The 24894-nt window shown below is 71.6% G+C and carries 25 protein-coding genes; 16 read left to right on the top strand and 9 right to left on the bottom strand.

Annotated elements, in window-relative coordinates:
- Positions 1-42 precede the first annotated feature (42 nt).
- The 6 genes from ribH (at position 43) to OG965_RS09560 (ending at position 4847) form a co-directional block, all read left to right on the top strand.
- Positions 43-528 (top strand): 6,7-dimethyl-8-ribityllumazine synthase, encoded by a 486-nt coding sequence (gene ribH, locus OG965_RS09585; protein ID WP_101387336.1) that lies wholly within the window; start codon positions 43-45, stop codon positions 526-528.
- A gap of 35 nt (positions 529-563) precedes the next feature.
- A complete protein-coding gene (locus tag OG965_RS09580; RefSeq protein ID WP_101387335.1) occupies positions 564-845 on the top strand; it encodes a phosphoribosyl-ATP diphosphatase in 282 nt (93 codons plus the stop codon).
- A 49-nt stretch (positions 846-894) separates the two neighbouring features.
- Positions 895-1743: an ATP phosphoribosyltransferase gene (gene hisG, locus OG965_RS09575; protein WP_371651135.1), complete on the top strand. Its 849-nt coding sequence runs from the start codon at positions 895-897 to the stop codon at positions 1741-1743.
- A 46-nt stretch (positions 1744-1789) separates the two neighbouring features.
- Positions 1790-2245 (top strand): PH domain-containing protein, encoded by a 456-nt coding sequence (locus tag OG965_RS09570; protein ID WP_190089803.1) that lies wholly within the window; start codon positions 1790-1792, stop codon positions 2243-2245.
- Positions 2246-2448: 203 nt separating this feature from the next.
- Positions 2449-3783, top strand: coding sequence for a hemolysin family protein (locus OG965_RS09565; protein WP_371651133.1), 1335 nt, complete (start codon positions 2449-2451; stop codon positions 3781-3783).
- A complete protein-coding gene (locus OG965_RS09560; protein ID WP_371651131.1) occupies positions 3780-4847 on the top strand; it encodes a hemolysin family protein in 1068 nt (355 codons plus the stop codon). The genes OG965_RS09565 and OG965_RS09560 overlap by 4 nt, the downstream gene beginning before the upstream one ends.
- A gap of 71 nt (positions 4848-4918) precedes the next feature.
- Here OG965_RS09560 and OG965_RS09555 read toward each other — a convergent pair whose 3' ends face one another.
- Both OG965_RS09555 and OG965_RS09550 read right to left on the bottom strand, forming a co-directional pair.
- Positions 4919-6805 (bottom strand): AAA family ATPase, encoded by a 1887-nt coding sequence (locus OG965_RS09555; protein ID WP_371651129.1) that lies wholly within the window; start codon positions 6803-6805, stop codon positions 4919-4921.
- Positions 6806-7160: 355 nt separating this feature from the next.
- Entirely contained in the window at positions 7161-7790 is a 630-nt protein-coding gene (locus OG965_RS09550) for a uridine kinase (protein ID WP_371651127.1), read from the bottom strand.
- Between the two features lie 179 nt (positions 7791-7969).
- On the opposite strand from OG965_RS09550, the gene OG965_RS09545 reads away from it, so the two are divergent.
- Entirely contained in the window at positions 7970-9352 is a 1383-nt protein-coding gene (locus tag OG965_RS09545) for a peptidase C39 family protein (protein ID WP_371651125.1), read from the top strand.
- A gap of 117 nt (positions 9353-9469) precedes the next feature.
- On the top strand, positions 9470-9631 hold the full coding sequence (locus OG965_RS09540) for an SCO1431 family membrane protein (RefSeq protein WP_371651123.1): 162 nt from the start codon (positions 9470-9472) through the stop codon (positions 9629-9631).
- On the opposite strand, the gene OG965_RS09535 is transcribed toward OG965_RS09540, so the two are convergent.
- The 3 genes from OG965_RS09535 to OG965_RS09525 all read right to left on the bottom strand — a co-directional run bounded on the left by OG965_RS09535 (position 9609) and on the right by OG965_RS09525 (position 12207).
- Positions 9609-10496 carry a hypothetical protein gene (locus OG965_RS09535; RefSeq protein ID WP_371651121.1) on the bottom strand — a complete coding sequence of 296 codons (888 nt, stop codon included), beginning with the start codon at positions 10494-10496 and terminating at the stop codon, positions 9609-9611. The two genes, OG965_RS09540 and OG965_RS09535, sit on opposite strands and share 23 nt — an antisense overlap.
- The gene (locus OG965_RS09530; protein WP_371651119.1) at positions 10493-11431 is read right to left on the bottom strand and encodes a DUF6114 domain-containing protein; all 939 of its coding nucleotides are present in this window, start codon (positions 11429-11431) and stop codon (positions 10493-10495) included. The genes OG965_RS09535 and OG965_RS09530 overlap by 4 nt, the downstream gene beginning before the upstream one ends.
- A 227-nt stretch (positions 11432-11658) precedes the next feature.
- Positions 11659-12207: a DUF6230 family protein gene (locus tag OG965_RS09525; protein WP_371656897.1), complete on the bottom strand. Its 549-nt coding sequence runs from the start codon at positions 12205-12207 to the stop codon at positions 11659-11661.
- Between the two features lie 168 nt (positions 12208-12375).
- Between OG965_RS09525 and OG965_RS09520 the strand changes: the two genes are divergently transcribed.
- Complete coding sequence (locus OG965_RS09520; RefSeq protein ID WP_371651117.1) at positions 12376-13005, top strand: TetR/AcrR family transcriptional regulator; 630 nt, start codon at positions 12376-12378, stop codon at positions 13003-13005.
- A gap of 57 nt (positions 13006-13062) precedes the next feature.
- On the opposite strand, the gene OG965_RS09515 is transcribed toward OG965_RS09520, so the two are convergent.
- On the bottom strand, positions 13063-14304 hold the full coding sequence (locus OG965_RS09515; protein WP_371651115.1) for a glycoside hydrolase family 18 protein: 1242 nt from the start codon (positions 14302-14304) through the stop codon (positions 13063-13065).
- Positions 14305-14641: 337 nt separating this feature from the next.
- On the opposite strand from OG965_RS09515, the gene OG965_RS09510 reads away from it, so the two are divergent.
- The 3 genes from OG965_RS09510 to OG965_RS09500 all read left to right on the top strand — a co-directional run bounded on the left by OG965_RS09510 (position 14642) and on the right by OG965_RS09500 (position 18166).
- Positions 14642-15814, top strand: a complete 1173-nt coding sequence (locus tag OG965_RS09510) for an acyl-CoA dehydrogenase family protein (RefSeq protein ID WP_371651113.1) — start codon at positions 14642-14644, stop codon at positions 15812-15814.
- A 110-nt stretch (positions 15815-15924) separates the two neighbouring features.
- Positions 15925-17046 carry a hypothetical protein gene (locus OG965_RS09505; RefSeq protein WP_371651111.1) on the top strand — a complete coding sequence of 374 codons (1122 nt, stop codon included), beginning with the start codon at positions 15925-15927 and terminating at the stop codon, positions 17044-17046.
- 25 nt (positions 17047-17071) lie between these two features.
- Positions 17072-18166, top strand: a complete 1095-nt coding sequence (locus OG965_RS09500; RefSeq protein ID WP_371651109.1) for a phosphotransferase family protein — start codon at positions 17072-17074, stop codon at positions 18164-18166.
- A gap of 12 nt (positions 18167-18178) precedes the next feature.
- Here OG965_RS09500 and OG965_RS09495 read toward each other — a convergent pair whose 3' ends face one another.
- The gene (locus tag OG965_RS09495) at positions 18179-18619 is read right to left on the bottom strand and encodes a hypothetical protein (RefSeq protein WP_371651107.1); all 441 of its coding nucleotides are present in this window, start codon (positions 18617-18619) and stop codon (positions 18179-18181) included.
- Positions 18620-18822: 203 nt separating this feature from the next.
- On the opposite strand from OG965_RS09495, the gene OG965_RS09490 reads away from it, so the two are divergent.
- The 4 genes from OG965_RS09490 (at position 18823) to fxsA (ending at position 22788) form a co-directional block, all read left to right on the top strand.
- A complete protein-coding gene (locus OG965_RS09490; RefSeq protein WP_067155585.1) occupies positions 18823-19263 on the top strand; it encodes an Lrp/AsnC family transcriptional regulator in 441 nt (146 codons plus the stop codon).
- 9 nt (positions 19264-19272) lie between these two features.
- A complete protein-coding gene (locus OG965_RS09485; RefSeq protein WP_371651104.1) occupies positions 19273-20952 on the top strand; it encodes an amidohydrolase in 1680 nt (559 codons plus the stop codon).
- A 412-nt stretch (positions 20953-21364) separates the two neighbouring features.
- Complete coding sequence (locus OG965_RS09480) at positions 21365-22132, top strand: polyprenol monophosphomannose synthase (RefSeq protein ID WP_371651102.1); 768 nt, start codon at positions 21365-21367, stop codon at positions 22130-22132.
- An 80-nt stretch (positions 22133-22212) separates the two neighbouring features.
- Positions 22213-22788 carry an FxsA family membrane protein gene (gene fxsA / locus OG965_RS09475; RefSeq protein WP_371651100.1) on the top strand — a complete coding sequence of 192 codons (576 nt, stop codon included), beginning with the start codon at positions 22213-22215 and terminating at the stop codon, positions 22786-22788.
- Positions 22789-22909: 121 nt separating this feature from the next.
- Here the strand turns inward: fxsA and OG965_RS09470 are convergent, their stop codons facing one another.
- On the bottom strand, positions 22910-23284 hold the full coding sequence (locus OG965_RS09470; protein ID WP_067155573.1) for an RNA polymerase-binding protein RbpA: 375 nt from the start codon (positions 23282-23284) through the stop codon (positions 22910-22912).
- A 254-nt stretch (positions 23285-23538) separates the two neighbouring features.
- Positions 23539-24891 (bottom strand): MFS transporter, encoded by a 1353-nt coding sequence (locus tag OG965_RS09465; RefSeq protein ID WP_371656896.1) that lies wholly within the window; start codon positions 24889-24891, stop codon positions 23539-23541.
- Positions 24892-24894 lie beyond the last annotated feature (3 nt).

The following is a 24894-nucleotide window of genomic DNA, read 5'->3' as shown; positions in this document are numbered from 1 at the left end:
AGCGACACCCGCAACAGCTGAAAGATCACTGAGGAGTAGCACGTGAGTGGCAAGGGCGCACCCGAACTGTCCGTACGCAACTGCGCAGACCTCCGGGTCGCGGTCATCGCGGCGCAGTGGCACGAGAAGGTCATGGACGGACTCGTCGACGGCGCCCTGCGCGCCCTGCACGAGCTCGGCATCGACGAGCCGACGCTGCTGCGCGTCCCCGGCAGCTTCGAGCTGCCGGTCGTCGCCAAGGTGCTCGCGGGCCGCGGGTACGATGCGGTGGTCGCCCTCGGCGTCGTCATCAGGGGCGGTACGCCGCACTTCGACTACGTGTGCCAGGGTGTCACCAACGGTCTCACCCAGGTCAGCATCGACACCGGCGTACCCGTCGGCTTCGGCGTGCTGACCTGCGACACCGAGGAGCAGGCCCTGGACCGGGCCGGCCTCGAAGGGTCGAACGAGGACAAGGGGCACGAAGCGGTCACCGCCGCCGTCGCCACGGCCGCCACGCTGCGCACCGTCAGCGAACCCTGGCGCTGAGTGGCAGGGACGCACCCCTTACCCTAAGAAGCATCATGGCGAACAAACCCTCCAAGAGTTTCGAAGAGCTCTTCGCGGAGCTCCAGCTCAAGGCCGCCAACGGCGACCCGTCCACCTCCCGCACCGCCGAGCTGGTGGACAAGGGCGTGCATGCCATCGGCAAGAAGGTCGTCGAGGAGGCCGCCGAGGTCTGGATGGCCGCCGAGTACGAGAGCAAGGACGCCGCCGCCGAGGAGATCTCGCAGCTGCTGTACCACGTCCAGGTGATGATGGTCGCGCGCGGGATCTCGCTCGACGACGTCTACGCGCACCTCTGAGCACACCCGAAACACCCCCCGTACGTCTCCAAGTAAGGAAGCCGACCTCATGCTGCGCATCGCCGTCCCCAACAAGGGTGCACTGTCCGGACCCGCGGCGGCGATGCTCCATGAGGCCGGCTACCGGATGCGCAAGGAGTCGAAGGAGCTCGTCCTCGTCGACCCCACGAACGAGGTCGAGTTCTTCTACCTCCGCCCCAAGGACATCGCGATCTACGTCTCGGCGGGCAAGCTCGACATCGGCATCACCGGCGAGGACCTGCTGATCGACTCCGGCGCCGATGCCGAGGTGATCCTGCCGCTCGGCTTCGCCCGTTCCACCTTCCGCTTCGCGGCCAAGCCCGGCACCGTCTCGGGCATCGAGGGCCTGGCGGGCAAGACGATCGCCACCTCCTACGAGGGCATCGTTGCCAAGCACTTGGCCGAGTCCGGCGTCGACGCCTCCGTGGTGCACCTCGACGGGGCCGTGGAGACCGCCATCGAGCTGGGCGTCGCCCAGGTCATCGCGGACGTCGTGGAGACCGGCACCTCGCTGCGCAACGCCGGCCTTGAGGTCTTCGGCGAGCCGATCATGAAGTCCGAGGCCGTCGTCATCCGCCGCTCCGGCGCCGACGGCGACGACCCCAAGGTCGCCCAGTTCCTGCGCCGCCTCCAGGGTGTCCTGGTCGCCCGCAGCTACGTGATGATGGACTACGACTGCCGCGCGGAGCACCTGGAGAAGGCCGTCGCCCTCACCCCGGGCCTGGAGTCGCCGACGATCTCGCCCCTCCACAACGAGGGCTGGGTCGCCGTCCGCGCCATGGTCCCGGCCAAGGAGGCCCAGCGGATCATGGACGATTTGTACGAGCTGGGCGCCCGGGCCATCCTCACCACGGCCATCCACGCCTGCCGCCTCTGACCGACGCCTCCGATCCCCTGACTCCCGTACGGAAGTGACGTACCCCGTGTCCGCCCCCGCGCCCCAACTCCCCGCTCTCCCGGTCACGTTCCGGCCGACCCGCACCCGGGCCGTGCTGCTGAGCGTGGGCGCCGTGATGTTCGCCGTGATCACCGGCGTCGCGCTGCTCCTGGAGAACATGAGCGGGGGCGAGCGGGCCAGCTTCGTGTTCACCGCGGCGATGTTCTTCGCGGTCCTCGCACTGCTGAGCCGCCCCAAGGTCGTCGCCGACGACACGGGCGTCACGGTCGTCAACCTCACCCGGACACGGCGCCTCGCCTGGGCGGAGATCCTGCGCGTCAACCTCCGCCCCGGCGACCCCTGGGTGTTCCTGGACCTCAGCGACGGCACCAGCCTGCCCGCGCTCGGCATCCAGCCCGGCATCGCCAAGGAGCGGGCCATCCGCGACGCCCGGGCGCTGCGCGCGCTCGCCGAGTCGCACGGCACCCGCCAGGACGGCTGACCCGCCCTTTTCAGCACCGGGGCAAGCATTGCGGCGACGATCTCAATAGCTACCCTGGTGACGGTGGCGCTCAACGCGCCCGCCCCGCGCACAAGGCAGCACCATCGGCCTGCGGGGCACCAGCGACCCGAGGAGTGACTCCCTCCAGCAATGGACGGATCGTCCGGTAGTACCTGCGCCGCCCCCTCGCAGGAGGCGGCGGCATGACCACCCCGCTTCTGCTGCTCGCCGCGGCATTCCTTCTCATCCTCGCCAACGGATTCTTCGTGGCCGCCGAGTTCGGCCTGATCACCGTGGACCGCCCGGACGCCGAAAAGGCCGCCGCCGACGGCGACCGCCGCGCCGGCACCGTCGTCAAGGCCCTGCGCGAGCTGTCCTTCCAGCTCTCCGGCACCCAGCTCGGCATCACCATCACCTCGCTCGTCGTCGGCATGCTCGCGGAACCCGCGCTCGCCGGACTGCTCGACGGGCCGCTCACCGCGACCGGCCTGCCGGACGGGGTGGTGCCCGGGGTGAGCGTCGTCGTCGGCATGCTGCTCGCCTCCGCCGTCCAGATGGTGATCGGCGAACTCGTCCCCAAGAACTGGGCGGTGTCGCGGCCCCTCCAGGTCGCGCGGTTCGTCGCCGGGCCGCAGAGCCGCTTCTCCCGGCTCTTCCGGCCGGTCATCTCGCTCCTGAACACCGTCGCCAACCGGCTGGTCCGGGCGCTCGGCGTGGAGCCCGCCGACGAGCTGGCCTCCGCCCGCACGCCCGGCGAACTGGTCTCGCTGGCCCGCCACTCGGCGCGGGCCGGAGCCATCGAGCAGGACACCGCCGACCTCTTCGTACGCACCCTCGCGCTCGGGCGGCTCACCGCGGAGAACGTGATGACGCCGCGCGTGAAGGTGAGCGCCCTGCAGACCTCCGCGACCGCCGCCGACGTCCTCAACCTCACCCGGGCCACCGGGCTCTCCCGCTTCCCCGTCTACCGGGAGCGGATCGACGAGGTCGTCGGCATGGTCCACCTCAAGGACGCGCTGGCGGTGCCGCCGCAGGAGCGCCATCGCACGCCCGCCGCGCGGATCGCGGTGCCGCCGCTCCTGGTGCCCGAGACCCTGCCCGTGCAGCAGCTCCTGGAGCGGCTGCGCAGCGAGCAGCCGATAGCCGTGGTCGTCGACGAGTACGGCGGTACGGCCGGGGTCGTCACCCTGGAGGACATCGTCGAGGAACTGGTCGGCGAGGTGCGCGACGAGCACGACGCCGAGGGCGACACCGGGCCCGAACTCGCCGCAGTGGCGAGCGACGACGGCCACCCCGCGTGGGACGCCGACGGCAGCTGCCGGGTGCTGAGCCTGCGCCGGATAGGACTGGACGCGCCGGACGGCCCCTACGAGACGGTCGCCGGGCTCGTCGCCGATCTGCTCGGCCGCATCCCGGTCCCCGGTGACCGCGCCGAGCTGCCCGGCTGGCGGATCCAGGTCCGCCGGGTCGAGCGGTACCGGGCGGAGCGGGTGCGCTTCGTACGGACCGCCGACGTCCTGAGCGAGGCCGTGCGATGAGCGTGCTGCAACTCTTCTTCGCCCTGCTCCTGGTGCTGGCGAACGGCTTCTTCGTCGGGGCCGAGTTCGCCCTGGTGTCCGTGCGCCGCAGCCAGATCGAACCGCTCGCGTCCCAGTCGGCGCGGGCCCGGCAGGTGCTGCACGGCCTGGAGAACCTGCCGCAGATGATGGCGGCCGCGCAATTCGGCATCACCGTCTGCTCGTTGACGCTGGGCGCGGTGGCCGAGCCCACGGTGGCCCACCTCCTGGAACCCGTCTTCGAGGCGGCCCGGGTCCCGGCGGGCCTGATCCACCCCCTCGGCTTCGCGATCGCGCTCGCCCTCGTCGTCTTCCTCCACCTCGTCATCGGCGAGATGGTCCCGAAGAACCTGGCGATGGCGGCGCCCGAGAGGACCGCGCTCTGGTTCAGCCCGGGCCTCGTGGCCTTCGCCCGGGTGTGCCGTCCGGTCACGGTGGCGCTGGGCGCGTGCGCGCGGCTGGTGCTGCGGGCGTTCCGGGTGGAGCCCAAGGACGAGGTGGAGGCGGTCTTCACCAGCGAGCAGCTCAACCGCCTGGTGGAGGACTCCGGGCAGGCGGGCCTGCTGGACCCGCAGGAGATGGAGCGCCTGGAGGACGCGCTGGAGCTGGGCAGCCGCCCGGTGACGGACGTGCTGCTCGACCGGTCGTCCCTGGTGACGGTGGGCTGCTCGGTGACGCCCCGGGAGCTGGAGGAACTGACGGTCCGTACCGGCTACTCCCGCTTCCCGGTGTGCGCGGAAGGGGGTGCCTTCATGGGCTTCCTCCACGTCAAGGACGTGCTGGACCTGGAGGACCGGGAGCGGGCGGTGCCGCAGCAGGTGTGGCGGCCGCTGGTCACCCTGCGGGCGGAGCTGCCGCTCGACGACGCGCTCACCGTGATGCGGCGGGCGGCGGCGCACCTCGCGCAGGTGGCGGACGCGTCGGGGCGGGTGCTGGGGCTTGTGGCCCTGGAGGACGTCCTGGAGATGCTGGTCGGCGAGGTCCGCGACCCGTCCCACCGCCCGTTCCCGACACAGCCGCGCGCGGAGCAGGCACTGGCGGGTTGAGCCCCCGGGAAACCCTCCTCCACCCCCACCCACCCCCGGAGGGTTAAGGGAACGGGCGGGGTGGGGAAGGGCTACAGCGGGTCCACCGCTCCGCCCCGCCCCGACAGGACCTCCCCGTACGCCTGCATCAGATCCGGCAGTCGCAGCGTCGCCAGGTCCTCGCGGCCCGGTGTGCCGGGGTACGTCGACAGGCGCAGGTCGCGGTACGCGCAGCTCTTCTCGTAGAGCGTGCGCAGGAAGCGGCCGTTGCCGAGTTCGTCGATCCAGCCCTGGTCCACCACGTGCCCGCTGATCGAGCGCAGCTCGTCCAGCGCCTCCTCGTCCCATCCGTCCCCGTTCTCCGCCGCCAGGACCTCGCCGATCGCCGTCAGCTCCAGGGGGCGGTACGAGGGGAAGTCCACCCGGGTGGTGAAGCGCGAGGACAGGCCAGGGTTGGTGGCCAGCAGGCGGTCCATCCCCTCGGGGTAGCCCGCGAGGATGACCACCAGGTGGTCGCGGTTGTCCTCGGCGCGCTTCAGGAGCACCTGGAGCGCCTCGTCGCCGTACGCGTCGCCCTTGCTGTAGCCGGAGTTGGAGAGGCTGTACGCCTCGTCCACGAACAGCACCCCGCCGAGCGCCGAGTCGATCAGCTCGTTCGCCTTGACCGCCGTCTGGCCGAGGAACTCGCCGACCAGGTCGGCCCGTTGGGCCTCCACGAGATGGTCACCGCCCAGCAGGCCGAGCGCGTAGAAGACCCGGCCCAGGATCCGTGCGACCGTGGTCTTGCCGGTGCCGCTGGGGCCGGAGAAGACAAAGTGACGTTTCGGCGGCTGGACGGGGAGGCCCTGGCCGACTCGTAGGCGGGCCATGTTCAGTTGCGCCGACAACGCCTTGACCTGGCGTTTCACCGGCTCCAGGCCCACCATCCGCTCCAGCTCCGCCAGCGCCTGGGCGAGCAGCGCCGAGTCCGTGGGGCCGGTCGGCACCGGCGGCGGGGCGGGCTGGGCCGGGATGTCCGCCTTCTCCCGTACGCCGTCGGGCGGCGGCACCGCCACCGCCGGGCCGACGACCGGCGCCCGCACCTCTCGCCCCTCCGGCGGTTCGAGGGGCGCCGCCTCGGGCTCGGCGCCCTCCACCGTGCCGTCCTGGCCGAACCCGGCCAGCGAGACGGATGCCAGATCGGCCGGGTCGTCGGAGCCGTACGACCCGTCCAGGCCGTCCGACTCGGTGATCGCGGCCAGCCGCGCCGAGGTGTCCATGAAGGCCGGGTCGACCCGGTGCACCGCCCGGTACAGGGGCAGCGCGGCGGCGGAGCGGCCGGTGCCCTCGTGGGCGCGGGCCAGCCAGTAGCGCAGCTCCTTGCGCTGGGGCTGTTCGCTGCGGCAGCGCATCAGGGCCGCCGAGAGGAGCGGCTCGGCCTGCCCGAACATCTCCAGGCGGACCCGCGCCATCCCGCCGAAGAGCCCGGCCTCGATCCCGAGCAGCGGATCGCCCAGCAACGGCTCGGTGTGCCGCACCAGTTGGTCCCAGTCCTTGACCAGATACGCCCGGCAGGCGTGCAGGAAGCGGACCTGGGGGTCCGTGTCCACCGGTGGCAGACCGGCCAGCGCGCGGTCCAGCTCCGGCACATGGCGGCCGTCGAGCCAGTGGGAGGCGTGCGCGAGCAGCAGATCGCGCGGGCTCTCCAGGACCGGCTGGACCCACCAGCCCAGCCAGTACCAGGAGTTGAGGGTGCGCCGGTGCCGGGCGCGCTGTTCGCCGAAGCGCTCGCGGTGGCGGTACATGCGCAGCAGCGCGGTGGTGGTGTCCACCCGCAGCGCATGCAGTCCCAGCCAGCCGTCCACCATGCCCGGATCCATCCGTACCGCGGCCCGGAACTCCTCCTCGGCCTGCGGATACGCGCCCATGGTGTACGCGTCGATGCCCCGCAGCCAGGCGAGATCGGCCGGGGCGTGCGCGCCCTGCGTGCCGAAGTCCATCACGTCCCCCACCACCGTGCCCCCGTGCTGAACCGCCAATTCACAGAGCACCGAACGGAATTGACGGGAATTGACCGCACCAGTTGCATCGTACCTGCGAGGGGGCCCCGGACCGAAGGGTGGCGCGAGGGCTGCGGCAGCACGACTTTGGCGGTGACCGAGGGTGAGCGAAAGCCGCTGATGTGGCGCGATGAAAGGGCCGGAAAGGGCAGAACGAAGCCCCCGATCACGGGGGAACAACCGGGGGCTTCGCGTCTGCGGCGGCTCCGGAAAGCCGCACATTCAGAACGTAAGACCTGTACGGCCCCCGGGTCAAGCGGAGTTGGGTGACTCTGAGGGGCGGTTTTCCGACGGTTCAGCGCGGTGGGGGGAGCTCCTCACTGTCTGTAGCGGAACGGTGTGCGAGGGGTGCGGAATCGCGCCTCGGGAGCCACTCGTATCCCTCCTGACACTGCCGTACCAGCGCATCCGCATACGGACGGGACGGATCCGCGGCGAAATGGCGCATCTCCGCCGCCGTCCACTCGTCCCAGAAGCCGGAAAGCGCCGCTCCGTCCCGTCGGCGCCCGCGTGCCCAGGACCCCTCGGCGTCCATTTCCATCCACAGCAGCAACGCCAGCCACGGCCGCACCTCGCGCCGGCCCGCCCCGACGCCCTCGATCAGCACCACGGGCGCGGGCTCCAGGGCGCCGGCCGGACCGAACCGGCGCAGGTTCCAGTCGTACGGCGTCACGCCCCCGGCTTCCCCGCGCGCCAGCGGCTCGATCACCTGTGTACGCAGCCGGGCCGTCCAGGCGAAGAACTCCTCGTGCGTGGCCAGGTCGTCGAGGCGGACGACCGGCGCCCCGCCGAGCGCCGCGGCGAGGCGTCCCGCGAAGGTGGACTTGCCGGAGCCCGCGTGCCCGTCCACCGCGACCAGCCGGACCGGGCCGCACGAGGGCGGCAGTGCGCGCACGGCGGCCGCGATTCGGTCGATTTCTGCCATGCCCCCACCCTAGATCGACATCCCTCCGGCGACGGCCGCGCAGGTCATGCCAGTGGTCCAGACCCATATTGGTGGCGCGGCACGGCGCGCGTCACTGGCAGAAGTCGCCCGGGACCCGGGATAGTTGGCCCACTGTCGTGCCCACCACCCCATCCTCGTCCGACCGGGGGGTCCCGATCATGACCAGCTCCACTCCGCGCAGAACCGTCCTGGCCGCCGCGCTCGCCGCCGCGGCGGGCACGGCCGTCCCGGCCTCCGCCGCGGCCGCCTCCGCCCCGTCGACCGAGCGGTCCGCCGTCGGCAGGCCCTCGAAAGGCATCCCCTCGCTGGTGGACAACCGCGCCTGGACCACGCACGCCGACTGGTGCTCGGGCGACGCCGCCGGTGTGCGGGCCGTGCCGGGCCGCCGCCCGGGCCTGGTCATCGCCCGCCCGGCGGGCCGCACCGACTACACCGACCCGCACACCAAGAAGACGGCCACCTGGGAGTACGCCACCTGGACCTCGCCGGTGCACCGCTCGCCCGTCCCGGCCACCGAGGTCATCGCCCACTGGAACGCGCACGCCCCCGCCGGGACCTGGCTCCAGGTCGAGCTGCTCGGCGCCTACTCCGACTCCACGGCGACCCCGGCGTATGTGATGGGCCGCTGGACGGCGGGCGACGGCGACGCCGACATCCGGCGCACCTCGGTCGACGACCAGAAGGACGGCAAGAGCACCGTCTACACCGACACCTTCGCCATCGACAACGCGGCGAGCGGGCTGCGCCTGGCCTCCTACCGGCTGCGCCTGACCCTCTACCGCACCCCGGGCACCCGCCTCACCCCGACCGTCTGGCGGCTCGGCGCGATGGCCTCCGACATCCCGGACCGCTTCACGGTGCCCGCCTCGGCCCCCGCGTACGCGGGCGAGCTCCTCGTACCGCGCTACTCGCAGGAGATCCACAAGGGGCAGTACCCGCAGTACGACAACGGTGGCGAGGCCTGGTGCAGCCCGACCTCCTCGCAGATGATCGTCGAGTACTGGGACCGGCGGCCGAGCGCCGCCGACCTGGCCTGGGTGGACCCCTCCTTCGCCGACCCGCAGGTCTGCCACGCAGCCCGGTACACCTTCGACTACCAGTACAACGGCTGCGGCAACTGGCCCTTCAACGCCGCGTACGCCAGTACGTACCGGGACATGAGCGCGGTGGTGACCAGGCTGCGCTCGCTGAACGACCTGGAGACGCTGATCCGGGCGGGCATCCCGGCCATAACGTCCCAGTCCTTCCTCAAGACCGAGCTGACCGGCGCCGGGTACGGCACCTCGGGCCACCTCATGACGGTGATCGGCTTCACGGCCGACGGCGACGTGATCGCCAACGACCCCGCCTCGCCGAGCGACCCGGAGGTGCGCCGCGTCTATCTGCGGCGCGAGTGGGAGAACATCTGGCTGCGCACCAAGCGGTACAACGCGAGCGGCAAGGTCGTCTCGGGCACGGGCGGGGTCTGCTATCTGTACTGGCCCGCGCACCCCGACGAGCGCCGGCGCAGGGCCCTGGCCTCGGTGGGCGTACGGGTGTGAGAACAGCGCCTCCCCAGCGCCAGTGACCAACGTCTCTCCCTCGGGGGCCGCATCCACTGGCACTCTGAAATGGCACCCGGGGGGACCGTCCACCGCCAGACGACCGAGTGAGCTCCCATGACCCTGCACGCCACCACCGCCGACGACCCGCGCGCCCTGGCCGAGCTGCGCGCCCGCACCGGCGGCCCCGACGACGGCCCCAAGCTCCTGGAGCACTTCCTGGGATGGACCCTCGTGGTGGTCCTGGCGATGCTGGTCACGCAGACCGGGCTGCTCTGACCTCCGGGTCGGCCTTCCAGTGCCGGCCCGGCACGCCCACCAGGCCGTAGAGCCATCGCACCGGCGAGCGCCGGGTGAGCAGCGTCACACCCGCCAGGGCCGCGAAGGCGGCGAGACCCAGCGGCCACCCCGCCAGGCGTACGAGCAGACTCGCGCCCAGCGCGCCGGTGAACGGCAGCCCGTAGACACCGGCCGCCGCGATGCCCACCGCGACCGGCCGGGGCACCTTGCGCTCCTCGTCGGCGCCCGGCAGCTGCCACCCCTCCACCAGCCAGCCGATCTCGGTGAGGAACAGGGTGCCGAGCACGGCCGAGCCGAGGACCAGCAGGGCGAGGAACGTGCCCGAGGTCAGGAAGTGCAGCACGTTGTTGACCACGCTGTCCCGCGGCCACTCCCGGTAGGCCCGGGCGCTGGTGGTCAGGGTCCTGCGGTAGCCGTTGCCGTCCCAGCCGTGGATGAGCGTCCCGAACAGCAGGAAGTGGCCGCCGACGCTCTGGAGGTAGGCCCAGTAGCCGGCCCCGACAAGCACCAGCAGCTGGGCCGCCAGGAAGCCGAGCAGCGAGGCGACGACGATGCCGCCCGCGTAGAGGAGCACGAACCCGGCCCAGACGCCGTCGTGGTCCCGGGCCACCTGCATGGTCGCCCAGGACGGGTTGCGCCACAGCATGAACAGGCCGCTCGGGACGAGCAGCACCGCCGCGTGGAGCAGGGTGAGCGCCAGATAGGGGTTGGCGGCGCGGCTGCGGGTGCGGACGCCCTCCCCGTACACCGAACGCTCCCACCACTGCAGTTGGCGCCCCGCCGAGACGGCGAAGGCCGCGCCCGTCGCGTACGCCCAGAACAGCGCGGCCTGGATCTGGATCACGAGGCCTCCAGCTTCAGTCCGCCCGCCACGATCGAGTCCGAGGTGACCAGCGCCTGCTCGGCGCTCACGTCGGTCATGAAGACGAAGGGCGGTACGACCGGCGGCACCGGCAGCCGGTCCGGGGTGAAGGTCAGACACAGGACGCCCTCCAGACAGCCGCTGAACCTGGTGAGGTAGAGCGTCACCTCGCCGCTGAGGTCCAACGTGTCGGCGCCCAGGGCGAGTTCGTCGTGGCCGTCGTGGGTGCGCAGCCGGTAGTCGGTGAGCGAGGCGGAGGCCATCTTGAGGACCATCACCTTCACCGGTCCGCCCGCGCTGGGCACCGTGCGCACCCCGGCGAGCAGGAAGCCGTTCGGCGCGAAGAGGGTGGTGGTGACGGTCGGCGGGACGCGCGGCACCTCGACCGCGCCGGGCGCGGGGGCCCGCCGCACGGTGGCCGGGCCGCCGAGCGCCAGCAGCACGGCCACCGGCAGCGCGGCCGCGAGCGTGCGCGTGCCGCGCCCCTCCCGCAGCCCCGGTTCCGGTTCGCGCGCCGGTGTCCAGGCGAACCCCATGGCGCTGCCCGCGATGCCCAGGCCCATGCCGACCAGGAAGCCGCCCAGGTTGGTCGCGACGAACGAGAGCACCGACAGGAGCAGCGCGTTGATCGAGACATAGTGCCGGGTGTGCGGCAGGAACCAGAGGAAGAGCCCGGCGACGATCAGGGCGAGCCCGATCCCGATGGCCGCGATCCCGCCGAGCCCCAGGCTGACCAGGATCGTCAGCGGCGAGAGCGGCACGAGCAGCAGCTCCGCCCCGCCGAGGACGAGCAGCAGTCCGGCCCAGAAGGGGCGGGTACGGCGCCAGCGCCGGGCGGCCCGCCGGGCGTCGGGCAGGGGGAGGCGGCGCCCTAGGGTCTGTCCGGCGGATCTGGTCGGCACGCGGGGGTCTGGCACGCCCTCCCCCAAGGCCTTAAGGGCCAGGGGGGACCCCCAGCGGCGTTGTCGTCGGTTGCCATGGCTCCGCCATGTCGCCCTCCTCCGCCTTGCAGCATTGGGGTCTCCCCTGCTCGAACGAAGTTGAGAGCTTGGGGAAGCACCAGACCCCCGCTCGCCAGCACCGAAAAAGGCACCCCGGGCCGAAGCCGACCAGATCCGCCGGACAGACCCTAGCCACCCCTCGCTCAGAAGCACTTCTTGCCGCCGATGCTCACATCGACCCGCATGCCCTTCAGCCGGAAGTTGCCGCCGGTCGCCGACCAGGCGTGCGACCGCACCCCGGCGACCTCGATGTCCCCGGCCTGGAGGCCGAACTTGCCCTTCTCGCCGTGGACTCCCGGCACTTGGTCGAGCGTGGAGGCGTCCCGGCCGATCTCGGCGGTGCCGAACCGGGCGTCCCCGACCAGGTCCTCGCCGTCGATGACGAGATTGGTCGCCGTGACCTCGCCCGCGTCGCCGCCCGCCGTCAGCTTGAACACCACCGTGCCGACCGGCGTCTTGACCTGGGCGGACTGGCAGATGTCGCTGAGCCGGGCGTCCCCGATGCCGAGCAGGGCGACCGGATGGCCCTTGCCGTCCACGGACCTGTCGGTCTGTACGTAGGAGGCGAGGCCCTGGCTCGTCAGCTTCCCGGAGGAGACCTGGAAGCTGGTGCCCGAGACGGCGAAGGAGGCGGCCAGTGCTCCCTCGGCCATCACATTGGCCATGACCCCTACGGCGAGGACCGCCGGCATCGCGACGAGCGCCGCCTTCTTCCAGGCGGTTCTTCCCTCGGCCAACGGCCGCCTGTCTGCGCTCACTTGTTCCTCCCGTACGTCCGTGTCCAAGCGGTGCAGGGGGAGTGCGTGTGCAGGTCTGCCATACTGCGGAGATCCTGTGGCAGTTGGAGACTAGGGCCGAATTTGAATAATAGTCAACAGCGAGGCGCGACCGAGAAGTCCCAGGTGCGTCGCTCCGAACTCATCGCGACAGGGCGGAAGTTGTTCGCCGACACGTCGTACGACGCCTTGTCGATGGACGACATCGCCAAGCACGCCGGGGTCGCCAAAGGCCTCATCTACTACTACTTCAAGAGCAAGCGCGGCTATTACCTGGCCATCGTCGAGGACTCGGTGGCCGATCTGGTCGCCCGGGCCGCGAGCGACACCGAGCTGCCGCGCGCCGACCGCGTCCACCGCACGATGGAGGGGTATCTGCTCTACGCCCAGCACCACCAGGCGGCCTACCGCACGATCGTCACCGGCGGCGTCGGCTTCGACACCCAGGTCCAGGCGATACGCGACGCCGTCCGCGAGGAGCTGATCGCCACCATCGCGGAGGGCGCCTACGGCAGACGTGACATTCCGGTGCTCGCCCGGCTCGCGCTGCTCGGCTGGATGGGCTGTGTGGAGAGCGTGACCCTGGAGTGGCTGGGGACGCTGGAGCCGGACCGGGCGACCGTACGCGATCTGCTGGTGCGGATGCTGCGCCAGACCATGGACACCATCGGCGAGTTCGAGCCGGCCTGTCCCTCGCCCGAACCCGGACGGTGACGACGCAGGGGCGGCCGGGCCACACGGCCGGCCGCCCCTCGTCGCCCCGCTCCCGGGCTAGTTGATGGACCTGATCAGCTCACCGCTTGAGGTGTCGCCGCTCAGCTCCCAGAAGAACGTGCCGCCGAGACCCTGGTTGTTCTTGTAGGTCATCTTCCCGGCGATGGTGGACGGGGTGTCATAGCTCCACCAGTTGTTCCCGCAGTACGCGTACGCCGTGCCCGCGACCGTGCCGTTGGCCGGGCACTTGGTCTTGAGCACCTTGTAGTCGTCGATGCCCTGCTCATAGGTGCCGGACGCCGGACCGGTGGCGGTGCCGCCCGGCGCCTTCTGGGTCACGCCGGTCCAGCCGCGCCCGTAGAAGCCGATGCCGAGCAGCAGCTTGCCCGCCGGGATGCCGAGGCCCTTCAGCTTCTGCATGGCCGCGTCGGTGTGGAAGCCCTGGGTGGGGATGCCGCTGTAGGAGGTCAGCGGGGAGTGCGGGGCCGTGGGGCCCTGCGCCGCCCAGGCGCCGAAGAAGTCGTACGTCATCGGGTTGTACCAGTCGACGTACTGGGCCGCGCCCGCGTAGTCGGCCTTCTCGATCTTGCCGCCCGCCGAGGCGTCTGCGGTGATCGCGGCGGTGACCAGGTTGGCGGAGCCGAACTTGGCCCGCAGTGCGGCCATCACGTTCTTGAAGGCCGCCCGCCCGCTGGTGTCGCAGGAAAGGCCGCAGGCGTTGGGGTACTCCCAGTCGATGTCGATGCCGTCGAAGACGTCGGCCCAGCGCGGGTCCTCGACCAGGCTGTAGCAGGAGTTGGCGAAGGCGGCGGGGTTCTTGGCGGCCTCGGCGAACCCGCCCGACCAGGTCCAGCCGCCGAACGACCACAGCACCTTGAGCCCGGGGTGCTTCTTCTTGAGCTCGCGCAGCTGGTTGAAGCTGCCCGCGACCGGCTGGTCCCACTTGTCGGCGGTGCCGTCGACGCTGGAGGAGGCGTCATAGGTCTTCTGGTAGTCGGCGTAGGCGTCCCCGATGGCGCACTTGCCGCCGGTGACGTTGCCGAACGCGTAGTTGATGTGGGTCAGTCTGGCCGCCGAGCCCGAGGTCTCGATGTTCTTGACGTGGTAGTTGCGCTGGTAGACGCCCCAGTCGGTGAAGTACCCGACGACCTTGGAACCGGCCGCCAACGGGGCCCGGGCGGCGGCGGGTTCGGGCGAGGCGGTGGCGCTGCCGGTCCCGGCGAGCAGGGTGACGCCGAGTGCGGCGGTACACGCGGCGGCGACCAGGGCGCGGATGGGGGTGCGGGGTGGTCCGAGCATCGTGATCTCCTCGTGGGGGAGGGGAGCCGTTCACAGGTGCTTGACATGAACGCGGTGAATCGTTCAACGGAACGGTAGGAGGACTAGACCAGTTCCGTCAATGGTTCGGACCAACTTCGGAGCAGCTCATTCCGTAACTGCCGTATGGGCAATCCGTGATCTTGGAACCAGTGACTGGACGCGTCCGATCGGGCATACTCACAGCGCCACAGCCACCAGCCTGCAGCTTCCGTGATCCGGGAGGGTAGGCATCGGCTGTCCAGCAGAGTCACCGGCGGCGCCGCCACACCCTGCGCGCGCGTCCGCCGAAGCGCCCGACAGGGAGGAGAGCGCCGCCATGCCCGACCGCGCCCCGCAGCCGGTGGACCGACAGCTGCCCACCGAGGAGGCCCGGGACCTCGTTGCGCTGGTACGCGACATCGTCCAGCGGGAGATCGCTCCTCATGCCGCCGAGCAGGAGGACGCCGGACACTTTCCGCGCGAGGTCTTCTCGCTGCTGTCCGAATCCGGGCTGCTCGGCCTTCCGTACGACTCCGAGTTCGGCGGCGGTGACCAGCCGTACGAGGTGTATCTCCAGGTCCTCGAAGAGCTCGCCGCCGCCCGCCTCACGGTCGGCCTCGGCGTCAGCGTCCACTCGCTGGCCTGCCACGCCCTGGCGGGCTACGGCACCAAGCAGCAGCAGGCCGACCATCTGCCCGCCATGCTCGGCGGCGGTCTGCTCGGCGCGTACTGCCTCTCCGAGCCCGCCGCGGGCTCCGACGCGGCCTCACTGCGCACCAAGGCAGTCCGCGATGGCGACGACTGGGTGATCACCGGGACCAAGGCCTGGATCACCCACGGCGGGATCGCCGACTTCTACACGGTCCTCGCCCGCACCGGCGGCGAAGGTGCCCGGGGCATCACGGCCTTCCTGGTCCCCGGCGACGCCGAGGGGCTGAGCGCGGCCGCCCCCGAGAAGAAGATGGGCATGAAGGGCTCGCCCACCGCCCAGCTGCACTTCGACGGGGTCCGGGTGCCCGACAGCCGGCGCCTCGGCGAGGAGGGCCAGGGCTTCGCCATCGCGCTCTCCGCCCTGGACTCCGGCCGGCTCGGGATCGCCGCCTGCGCCATCGGCGTCGCCCAGGCCGCCCTGGACGAGGCGGTGGCGTATGCGACCGGACGGCAGCAGTTCGGCCGGCCCATCGCGGACTTCCAGGGCCTGCGGTTCATGCTGGCGGACATGGCCACCCAGATCGAGGCGGGCCGGGCGCTGTACCTGTCGGCCGCGCGGCTGCGGGATGCCGGACGGCCCTTCTCCAAGGAGGCCGCGATGGCGAAGCTGTTCTGCACGGACGCGGCGATGAAGGTCACCATCGACGCGGTCCAGGTGCTCGGCGGCTACGGCTACACCGCCGACTTCCCGGTCGAGCGCCTGATGCGCGAGGCCAAGGTCCTCCAGATCGTCGAGGGCACCAACCAGATCCAGCGGATGGTCGTCGCCCGCCACCTGGCCGGGCCGGAGACCCGCTGACCTCTCGTACGGGCCGGGGTGTGTGAATCCGTACGCCCCGGCCCGCGGGGGCTGGATTTTCACGGCATCTGACGTACCGTCAACTTCCCTGTCGTCCAAGGAGGTCAGCCGTGTCCCAGGACCGTCCGATCGCACTCGACGAATACCCGATCCACCAGGTCCCGCTCTCCCTGAAACACGTCGCCACCGGCGACCGCAACGCCTACGACCGCTGCATCTTCCACGTCTTCGACCACCACGGCCGCGCGCTGCTGATCGCCGGACTCGGCGTCTACCCCAACACCGGGGTCATCGACGCCTACGCCACCCTGCGCCTCGGCGACCAACTGCACGCCGTCCGCGCCGGCGACGCGCTCACCGACGACCGGATGAACCTCTCGGTCGGCCCGCTGCGTATCACCGTCGACGAGCCGCTGCGCCGCCTCACCCTGCACTGCGCCCCGGACCCCGCCGACCCCGGCTCGCTCTCGTACGAGATCACCTGGCAGGCCGCCTTCCCGGCCGTCTGGGAGCCGCACCACGTCCAGCGCCGGGGCGACCGCCTCACCCTCGAAGGCCGCCGCTTCGTCCAGGCGGGCCACTGCACCGGCACGATCCGGGTCGCGGGCGAGGAGATACCGGTCACGGCGGGGGAGTGGACCGGCACCCGCGACCGCAGCTGGGGGGTGCGGCCGATCCCCGGCGAGAGCGACGGGCGCGCCGAGGAGCACCGGCCCGAGGGGTTCCACTGGCTCTGGATGCCGGTCCGCTTCGACGACCGCTTCCTGATGGTCATCGCCCAGGAGGACGCCGACGGCTACCGCACGCTCAACGAGGCCGTGCTCGTCCGCGAGGGCCACCCCGACGCCCAACTGGGCTGGCCCCGGGCCGACATCACCTACCGGTCCGGCACCCGCCACCCCGAACGCGCGGTCGTCCACCTCACCGACACCGCCCGCAAGTCCCTCGAAGTCGGCGTCGAGGTGCTCGCCTCCTCGCCGCTGGCCGTCGGCGCCGGGTATCCGCCCGCCGACGACTGGCAGCACGGCACCTGGCAGGGCCGGGGCTGGATCGACCGCCGCCGCTACGACCTCTCCGACCCGGCCGCCCACCCGATGGCCGCCTACGGAGTCACCGACCACGCCGCCCGCTTCACCCTCGACGGGCGGACCGGATACGGCATCTTCGAGCACGGCAGCTTCGGCCGCCACGACCCCAGCGGCTTCGCCACGTACACCTCCGTCGCGCCCTGACCCCTCCGCGAGAAGGGAACCGCCCATGGCCACGGCACCACGCCCCCGCACCACCACGCGCGACCTCCAGGAGCTCACCCGCCGGCTCACCGGCTGGCTCGACGCACGGCTGCCCGGCGCCCGTGTCACCGACGTCGAGGTCCCGGCCTCCAACGGCATGTCGAGCGAGACCCTGCTCTTCGGCCTCGACCACCCGGACGCGCAGGTGCGCGCCTGCGCCCTGCGGCTCGCCGCCGACCCCGCCGCGTACACCGTCTTCCCGGTCTACGACATGGCCCGCCAGCACCGGGTGATGCGCCTGGTCGCCGAGCACACCGACGTCCCGGTGCCCCGGGTGCTGTGGCTGGAAGAGGACCCCACCGCGCTCGGCGCCCCGTTCTTCGTGATGGAGCGCGCCGAGGGGCGCGTACCGCCCGACGTCATGCCCTATACGTACGAGGGGAACTGGCTGCACTCCGCGAGCGACGCCGAGCGGGCGCGCCTTCAGGACGCCACGGTCGCGGTGCTCGCCCGGCTGCACGACCGGTTCCCGGCCGAGGAGGCCGCCTTCCTGCTCCCGGAGGGCGAGGGCTCACCCCTGCGGCGCCATGTGGCGGCCCAACGGGCCTACTACGACTGGGTGGTGGACGGTCTGACCCGCTCCCCGCTCATCGAGTCCGCCTTCGACTGGCTCGACGTGCACTGGCCCACCGACGAAGGTCCGGCGGTGCTCTGCTGGGGCGACGCGCGGATCGGCAACATCGTCTACGACGGATTCGAGCCCGCCGCCGTCCTCGATTGGGAGATGGCGGCCCTGGGCCCGCGCGAACTCGACCTCGGCTGGACCGTCTATCTGCACCGCTTCTTCCAGGATCTGACGGTGAGTTTCGGCCAACCGGGCCTGCCCGACTTCCTGAGGCGGGACCACATCGAGGCGCGCTACGCCGAGTTGACCGGGCACACCCCGCGCGCCATGGAGTTCCACACGCTCTACGCCGCCCTGCGGCACGCCGTGGTGATGCTCAGGATCGCCTACCGGCAGCTGCACTTCGGCGAGGTCCGGGCCCCCGAGGACCCGGACGCGCTGATCCTGCACCGGGGCAGCCTGGAGGCGATGGTGCGGGGAACGTACTGGGACTGACCCGGACAGGCTCTAGGCGGCACGTCGCATGCCCGGCACCCGCATCGGACGCGAGCCCGGACCGTGGACGTGCGAGAAGGGCTGCGTCCGCCAGTCCAGGCCCTGGGGGAGCGTCAGGAGCAGCGCGGTGTCCTGCTCCTGGACGTCCTTGGAGGTGTCCGCGGGCCTGCTCTGCGAGGCGGCGCGGCCGGTCCCGGCGCACACCGTGAGGACGAACGGGTTCCAGGGGCTCGGGCACAGCGCGTGCTCCGGCAGCACCGTCTCGTCCGCGAGGAGCGCGATCGGCTGGGCGCAGTCCGGGCAGATCACCCGGTACATCTCGAAGGTGTCGTAGGCGTCCGTCGCCTCGTCGTCGGTGAGCTCGTCCTCGACGGTGCGATCAACGGGCTCCGGATCGGTGCGTTCATCGGTGCGTTCATTCGACACACGTCCGCCACGCTTCATGTTCTGCATTTGGGTTCTCCCCCTCGGGTGGGCCGGCAAGGCGCCGTCGCCGCGACCAAAGCAAGCAATTCCCGCCAGGCCCCCGCCGTAACCGCGGCGCCCCGCCGCAGCACGTCACAAGCCTGTGGCATTCGTCACATGCCCCCCGCAGGTGCCCCTTCCGGTTGCCGCCGACTGTGCCTGAGGGGACCTGTGGGAATAGGTTGATCCGCATGGAGGAGCTGGACCGTCAGATCGTGGATCTGCTCGTCAAGGACGGGCGGATGAGCTACACCGACCTGGGCAAGGCCACAGGCCTGTCCACCTCGGCCGTACACCAGCGGGTACGCCGTCTGGAGCAGCGCGGAGTCATCCGCGGCTATGTCGCCGTCGTGGACCCCGAGGCGGTGGGGCTGCCGCTGACCGCGTTCATCTCGGTCAAGCCGTTCGACCCGAGCGCGCCCGACGACATCGCCGAACGGCTGGCCGACGTGCCGGAGATAGAGGCGTGCCACAGCGTCGCGGGCGACGAGAACTACATCCTCAAGGTGCGGGTGGCCACGCCCCTTGAGCTGGAGCACCTGCTGACCCGCATCCGTTCGCTGGCCGGCGTCTCCACCCGGACGACCGTCGTTCTCTCGACCCCGTACGAGGCACGGCCGCCGCGTATCTAGGCTGTTCCCATGAGTTCCGAGAGCGCCGCCGCCCTTCCGGCCCGAACCGTTGCCCCGCTGTCCACCGGCGAGCCCGACCACCGCACCGTGCTCCTGCGCGGCGGGGAGGTCCACAGCCCCGCCGACCCGTTCGCCACGGCGATGGTCGTCGAACGCGGGCACGTCGCCTGGGTCGGCTCCGAGGGCGCGGCCGACGCCTTCGCGGCCGGCGTCGACGAGGTGATCGACCTCGAAGGGGCCCTGGTCACCCCGGCGTTCACCGATGCGCATGTGCACACCACGGCCACCGGCCTGGCGCTCACCGGCCTCGACCTGTCGTCCGCCCGCACCCGCGCCGAGGCCCTGGCGGCGGTACGGGCGTACGCCGCGTCCCGCCCCGACGACGACGTGCTGCTCGGCCACGGGTGGGACTCCGCGCGCTGGCCCGAGCGGACCCCGCCCACCCGCGCCGAGCTCGACGAGGCCACCGGCGGCCGCCCGCTCTACCTGCCGCGCATCGACGTCCACTCGGCCGTCGCGACCACCGCGCTGCTCGACCGGATCCCCGGCGTCACCGGGCTCGACGGCTACCACCCGGACGCCCCGCTGACCGCCGCCGCCCACCACGCGGTACGGGCCGCCGCCCACGCGGCGATCACCCCGCGCCAGCGCGAGGAGGCCCAGCGGGCCGCGCTGCACCGGGCGGCCTCGCTCGGCATCGGCACCCTCCACGAGTGCGGCGGCCCCGAGATCTCCGACGAGGACGACTTCACCTCGCTCCTGAAGCTGGCCCGCGACGAGGCGGGCCCGCGCGTCTTCGGCTACTGGGCCGAGCGGGTCACCGGCCCCAAGGACGCCGATCGCATCCGCGAACTCGGCGCGCTCGGCGCGGCCGGGGACCTCTTCGTCGACGGCGCGCTCGGCTCGCACACCGCCTGTCTGCACGAGCCGTACGCCGACGCCCCGCACACCGGCACCGGCCACCTGGACGCGGCGGACGTCGCCGCCCATGTGGTCGCCTGCACCGAGGCCGGGCTCCAGGCCGGGTTCCACGCCATCGGGGACGCCGCCGTCACCGCGGTCGTCGAGGGGGTGCGGGCCGCCGCCGCGAAGGTGGGCCTGGCCCGCGTCCGCGCCGCCCGGCACCGCGTGGAGCACGCCGAGATGCTCACGCCCGAGACCATCGCCGCCTTCGCCGAGCTCGGCCTCACCGCCTCCGTACAGCCCGCGTTCGACGCGCTGTGGGGCGGCGAGGAGGGCATGTACGCCGAGCGGCTCGGTGTCGAGCGGGCGCGCACCCTCAACCCGTACGCGGCCCTGCTGCGCGCCGGGGTGCCGCTCGCCTTCGGCTCGGACTCGCCGGTCACCCCGCTGGATCCGTGGGGCACCGTCCGCGCCGCCGCCTTCCACCGGACCCCCGAGCACCGGGTCTCGGCCCGCGCCGCCTTCACCGCCCACACCCGGGGCGGCTGGCGCGCCATCGGCCGGGACGACGCGGGCACCCTGGTGCCGGGCGCGCCCGCCGACTACGCGGTGTGGCGCACCGGCGAGCTCGTGGTGCAGGCGCCGGACGACCGGGTGGCCCGCTGGTCGACCGACCCGCGCTCGGGGACGCCCGGACTGCCGGACCTCAGCCCCGGGGCGGCGCTGCCGGTCTGCCTGCGCACGGTGGTGTTCGGACAAACGGTCTTCGTCCGGCCGAACGAGTGACGTAGGGACATTTCGTACACCCGTCAGGCTGCCCTCCGGGCGCTGCCGTCACCTGCGGATCTTCCTTGCTGACCTGCTGGTTTCCCTCGACGCCGCAGGTCAAACGGCTGTTGACAGAGAGCGGCCGGGGGCGGGTAGGTTCGGCCGGGTCCACCACAGGACGTCCGGCCGACAGAAGGTTTCTGCCGTCCGGGGGGTCCCCCCTGCTCCGCGGGAGCTCGGGGGAGGGTGCGACCCGGATGGGGTCCGGACGTTCAGTAGACAACGGCTCCAGGCAGCCCGCAGCCAGCGGGTCCCAGGCCGGCCCGAAGGGCGCCGGGCCCCCATTCCGACACCCCGGGACCTCGCGGTGCGGGAGTGCCCGGACCGCTCGCTATGGTGGTGCCCTGCGTACGGACAATAAGGGGCAGCAGTGAACGACGGCGGTCAGAGGCGGTACGGCCCGCTCGGCAGAGCCTTGGTGATCATTCCGACCTACAACGAGGCGGAGAACATCAAGCCGATCGTCTCCCGCGTCAGGGAGTCGGTCCCCGAGGCCCACGTCCTGATCGCCGACGACAACAGCCCCGACGGCACCGGCAAGATCGCCGACGAGCTGGCCGCCGAGGACGACCACGTCCACGTCCTGCACCGCAAGGGCAAGGAGGGCCTGGGCGCCGCCTACCTCGCGGGCTTCCGCTGGGGCGCCGACGAGGGCTACGACGTCCTGGTCGAGATGGACGCCGACGGCTCCCACCAGCCCGAGGAGCTGCCCCGGCTGCTCACCGCGCTCAAGGGGGCCGACCTGGTCCTCGGCTCGCGCTGGGTGCCGGGCGGCCGGGTGGTGAACTGGCCCAAGAGCCGCGAGTTCATCTCCCGCGGCGGCTCCACCTACTCCCGGCTGCTGCTCGGCGTGGACATCCGCGATGTCACCGGCGGGTTCCGGGCCTTCCGCCGCGAGACCCTCGAAGGCCTCGGCCTGGACGAGGTGGCCTCGCAGGGCTACTGCTTCCAGGTCGACCTGGCCCGCCGTGCCGTCGCCGCCGGCTACCACGTGGTCGAGGTGCCGATCACCTTCGTCGAGCGCGAGCGCGGCGACTCCAAGATGAGCAACGACATCATCGTCGAGGCGCTGTGGCGGGTCACCGCCTGGGGCGTCGGCTCGCGCGCCAACAAGCTCCTGGGCCGCAAGCCGTCCTGAGCGGCCGGTTCCGCTCCGGTTCGCCGTCCGCTGACGGATCCTTTACGCCGTCCTGTCATGCTCCCAGGCACACTGGGAGCATGACGACCGGCACCGTGCCCCCGACCCTGCCCAAGCGCTCCCGTGCGCGCACCCTGGTCCCGCTGGGGATCGCCGCCTGGCTCCTCGTGGAGATCTGGCTGCTGATCACCGTGGCGGACGCCGCCGGCGGACTGGCCGTGTTCGCCCTGCTGGTCGGCGGTGTCGTGCTCGGCTCGTTCGTCATCAAGCGGGCCGGGCGCCGGGCCTTTCGCAACCTGACCGAGACCATCCAGCAGCAGCAGTCCGGGACGGCTCCCGGCGCGGGCCCCCAGCCCGGCAGCGAGGGCAACGCCCTGACCATGCTGGGCGGCCTGCTCCTGATCGTCCCGGGCCTGCTCTCGGACGCGCTCGGGCTGCTCTGCCTGGTGCCGCCGGTGCGCAAGGCGGTCTCCCGGTACGCCGAGCGCTCGCTGGAGAAGCGGATGCGCACGGCGGCGCCCGGCAGCCTGGGCGACGCCTTCCAGCAGGCCCGTATGCAGCACCCGGACGGCAAGGTGGTGCAGGGCGAGGTCATCCGGGACGACCAGCGCCCGCAGCGGGACGAGCAGGGGCCCCGCCCGCCACTGACCCACTGAGGTTCGTACGTACCGCGTCATGACGCGTACTGCGACGTGACGCAAAAGAAGAGGGCCGGTCACACCGTAACGGTGTGACCGGCCCTCGACTCTTCGGTTTCCGCCAAGAGCGCTTGCGCGCCTACGCGGACTTGCGACTGTCGCGCGGATGCACGGCAATGTTCATGGCGCCGGAACGCAGGACCTCCAGCCTTTCGGCCAGAACCTCCTCCAGCTCTTCGCGGGTGCGCCGCTCCATGAGCATGTCCCAGTGCGTACGCGCGGGCTTGCCCTTCTTCTCTTCAGGACCTTCGCCGTCCACGAGGAGTGCCATGGCGCCACACGCCTTGCACTCCCACTCCGGCGGGATGTCCGCCTCCACCGAGAACGGCATCTCAAATCGATGTCCGTTCTCGCATGCGTACTCCACCGCCTGGCGCGGGGCCAGATCGATGCCGCGGTCGGTCTCGTAGCTGGTCACCACGAGGCGCGTGCCGCGAAGAGCTCGCTCACTCATGAATCGTGCCTCCCGGGCTTGTCGCCCACAGGACAGGTGTCGCTGTCGTCGTCATCCGGTCAACGTCCGGTCGGCGGTAAAGATTCCCGTTGTGGGTCATGTGTCGCCGTCGTGCCGCCCCTTGTTGTACCCACCAGTGCCCGGTTTGTCACATCTGGCAGCAGATGTCACCCAGCGTCTTCACTACTTGAGCACGCAGTAACGGTCCGCCTGGCAGGCCAAAGGCGTACACTACCGGCCTTTCACTTCAACGTCTAAATCCGCGCCGGAACCGGGTTCCCCGCGGCCGCCACAGCGGCCCGCACCGGCACCCGGGCGAGCAGCGCGAAGCCGGCCACGAAGAAGATCACGAGGGAGATGATCGCATCCCGGTAGCTCCCGGTCAGCTGATACGCGAGCCCGAACACCAGTGGCCCCAGCCAGCTCAGTCCGCGGTCGCTCATCTCGTAGGCCGAGAAGTACTCGGCCTCCTTGCCGCTCGGCACCATGTGTGAGAAAAGCGACCGCGACAGCGCCTGGCTGCCGCCCAGGACCGTGCCGATCGCCGCTGCCAGGACGAAGAAGAGCGCGGGCGAGTGGGCGGGCAGGAAGTACCCGGTGCCCAGGATCAGCGCCCACACCGCCAGCGAGGCGAGGATCGTGCGCTTGGCGCCGTACGTCTGCGCGAGCCGCCCCATCCCGAGCGCCCCGGCCACGGCGAGCACCTGCACGAGCAGCACGGCGACGATCAGCGTGTTCTGGTCGAGCCCGAGCTCCTCGGAGCCGTACAGCGACGCCTGCGAGATCACCGTCTGCACGCCGTCGTTGTAGATCAGATACGCGAGCAGGAAGGCCAGTGTGAGCGGACGTGCGCGCATGTCGCGCAGCGTCGCGACGAGCTGGCGCCAGCCCGCGCCGACCTTGCCCTCGGCCGGGGCGTGCCCGGCGGGCGTGTGCCGGTCCCGCAGCCGCCGCAGTGGTACGAGCGTGAAGGCGCCCCACCAGACCCCCGCCGAGGCCAGACAGATCCGTACGGCCGTGCCCTCGGAGAGTCCGAAGCTGTCGTGGCCCGAGTAGAGGATCAGGTTGAGGATCAGGACGAACGCGCCCGCGGTGTAGCCGAAGGCCCAGCCGCGCGAGGAGACGCGGTCGCGCTCCTCGGGGCCCGCGATCTGCGGCAGATAGGCGTTGTAGAGCACCATCGAGACCGACAGCGCGGCATTGGCGACGATCAGCAGCACCGCGCCGAGGAGATAGCGGTGCCCGTCCAGGAAGAACATGCCCGCGGTCGCCGCGGCTCCGGTGTACGCGGCCGCCGCGAGCAGCGGCTTCTTGCGGCCGGTGCGGTCCGCGGCGGCGCCCACCATCGGCATCAGGACCACCGCGAGCACCACCGAGGCGGACACCGCGTACGCGAAGAGGGACCCGGCCCGCACCGGAACGCCCAGCGGGTGCACAAAGCCGTCCGCGTCGGCGGCGTCCTTGGCGATCGTCGTCAGATAGGGCCCGAGGAACACCGTCAGGACGGTCGTCGAGTAGACCGAGCACGCGAAGTCGTAGAAGTACCAGCCGCGCTGTTCGCGGCGGCGGTCGGGGTCCGGCGCCGCCTGTGCGGCGGCCCGGCCCATGGT

The organism is Streptomyces sp. NBC_00224 (genome assembly GCF_041435195.1).
Lineage (GTDB): Bacteria > Actinomycetota > Actinomycetes > Streptomycetales > Streptomycetaceae > Streptomyces.
This window is presented reverse-complemented; position numbering and strand designations above follow the sequence as displayed.

Bases quoted from the DNA above. Each gene is read 5' to 3' on its own strand.
- OG965_RS09580 (WP_101387335.1), top strand. From the start codon at position 564: ATGGCGAACAAACCCTCCAAGAGTTTCGAAGAGCTCTTCGCGGAGCTC.
- hisG (WP_371651135.1), top strand. From the start codon at position 895: ATGCTGCGCATCGCCGTCCCCAACAAGGGTGCACTGTCCGGACCCGCG.
- OG965_RS09565 (WP_371651133.1), top strand. From the start codon at position 2,449: ATGACCACCCCGCTTCTGCTGCTCGCCGCGGCATTCCTTCTCATCCTC.
- OG965_RS09560 (WP_371651131.1), top strand. From the start codon at position 3,780: ATGAGCGTGCTGCAACTCTTCTTCGCCCTGCTCCTGGTGCTGGCGAAC.
- OG965_RS09555 (WP_371651129.1), bottom strand. From the start codon at position 6,805: ATGGACTTCGGCACGCAGGGCGCGCACGCCCCGGCCGATCTCGCCTGG.
- OG965_RS09550 (WP_371651127.1), bottom strand. From the start codon at position 7,790: ATGGCAGAAATCGACCGAATCGCGGCCGCCGTGCGCGCACTGCCGCCC.
- OG965_RS09545 (WP_371651125.1), top strand. From the start codon at position 7,970: ATGACCAGCTCCACTCCGCGCAGAACCGTCCTGGCCGCCGCGCTCGCC.
- OG965_RS09540 (WP_371651123.1), top strand. From the start codon at position 9,470: ATGACCCTGCACGCCACCACCGCCGACGACCCGCGCGCCCTGGCCGAG.
- OG965_RS09525 (WP_371656897.1), bottom strand. From the start codon at position 12,207: ATGCCGGCGGTCCTCGCCGTAGGGGTCATGGCCAATGTGATGGCCGAG.
- OG965_RS09515 (WP_371651115.1), bottom strand. From the start codon at position 14,304: ATGCTCGGACCACCCCGCACCCCCATCCGCGCCCTGGTCGCCGCCGCG.
- OG965_RS09510 (WP_371651113.1), top strand. From the start codon at position 14,642: ATGCCCGACCGCGCCCCGCAGCCGGTGGACCGACAGCTGCCCACCGAG.
- OG965_RS09500 (WP_371651109.1), top strand. From the start codon at position 17,072: ATGGCCACGGCACCACGCCCCCGCACCACCACGCGCGACCTCCAGGAG.
- OG965_RS09495 (WP_371651107.1), bottom strand. From the start codon at position 18,619: ATGCAGAACATGAAGCGTGGCGGACGTGTGTCGAATGAACGCACCGAT.
- OG965_RS09490 (WP_067155585.1), top strand. From the start codon at position 18,823: ATGGAGGAGCTGGACCGTCAGATCGTGGATCTGCTCGTCAAGGACGGG.
- OG965_RS09485 (WP_371651104.1), top strand. From the start codon at position 19,273: ATGAGTTCCGAGAGCGCCGCCGCCCTTCCGGCCCGAACCGTTGCCCCG.
- fxsA (WP_371651100.1), top strand. From the start codon at position 22,213: ATGACGACCGGCACCGTGCCCCCGACCCTGCCCAAGCGCTCCCGTGCG.
- OG965_RS09470 (WP_067155573.1), bottom strand. From the start codon at position 23,284: ATGAGTGAGCGAGCTCTTCGCGGCACGCGCCTCGTGGTGACCAGCTAC.
- OG965_RS09465 (WP_371656896.1), bottom strand. From the start codon at position 24,891: ATGGGCCGGGCCGCCGCACAGGCGGCGCCGGACCCCGACCGCCGCCGC.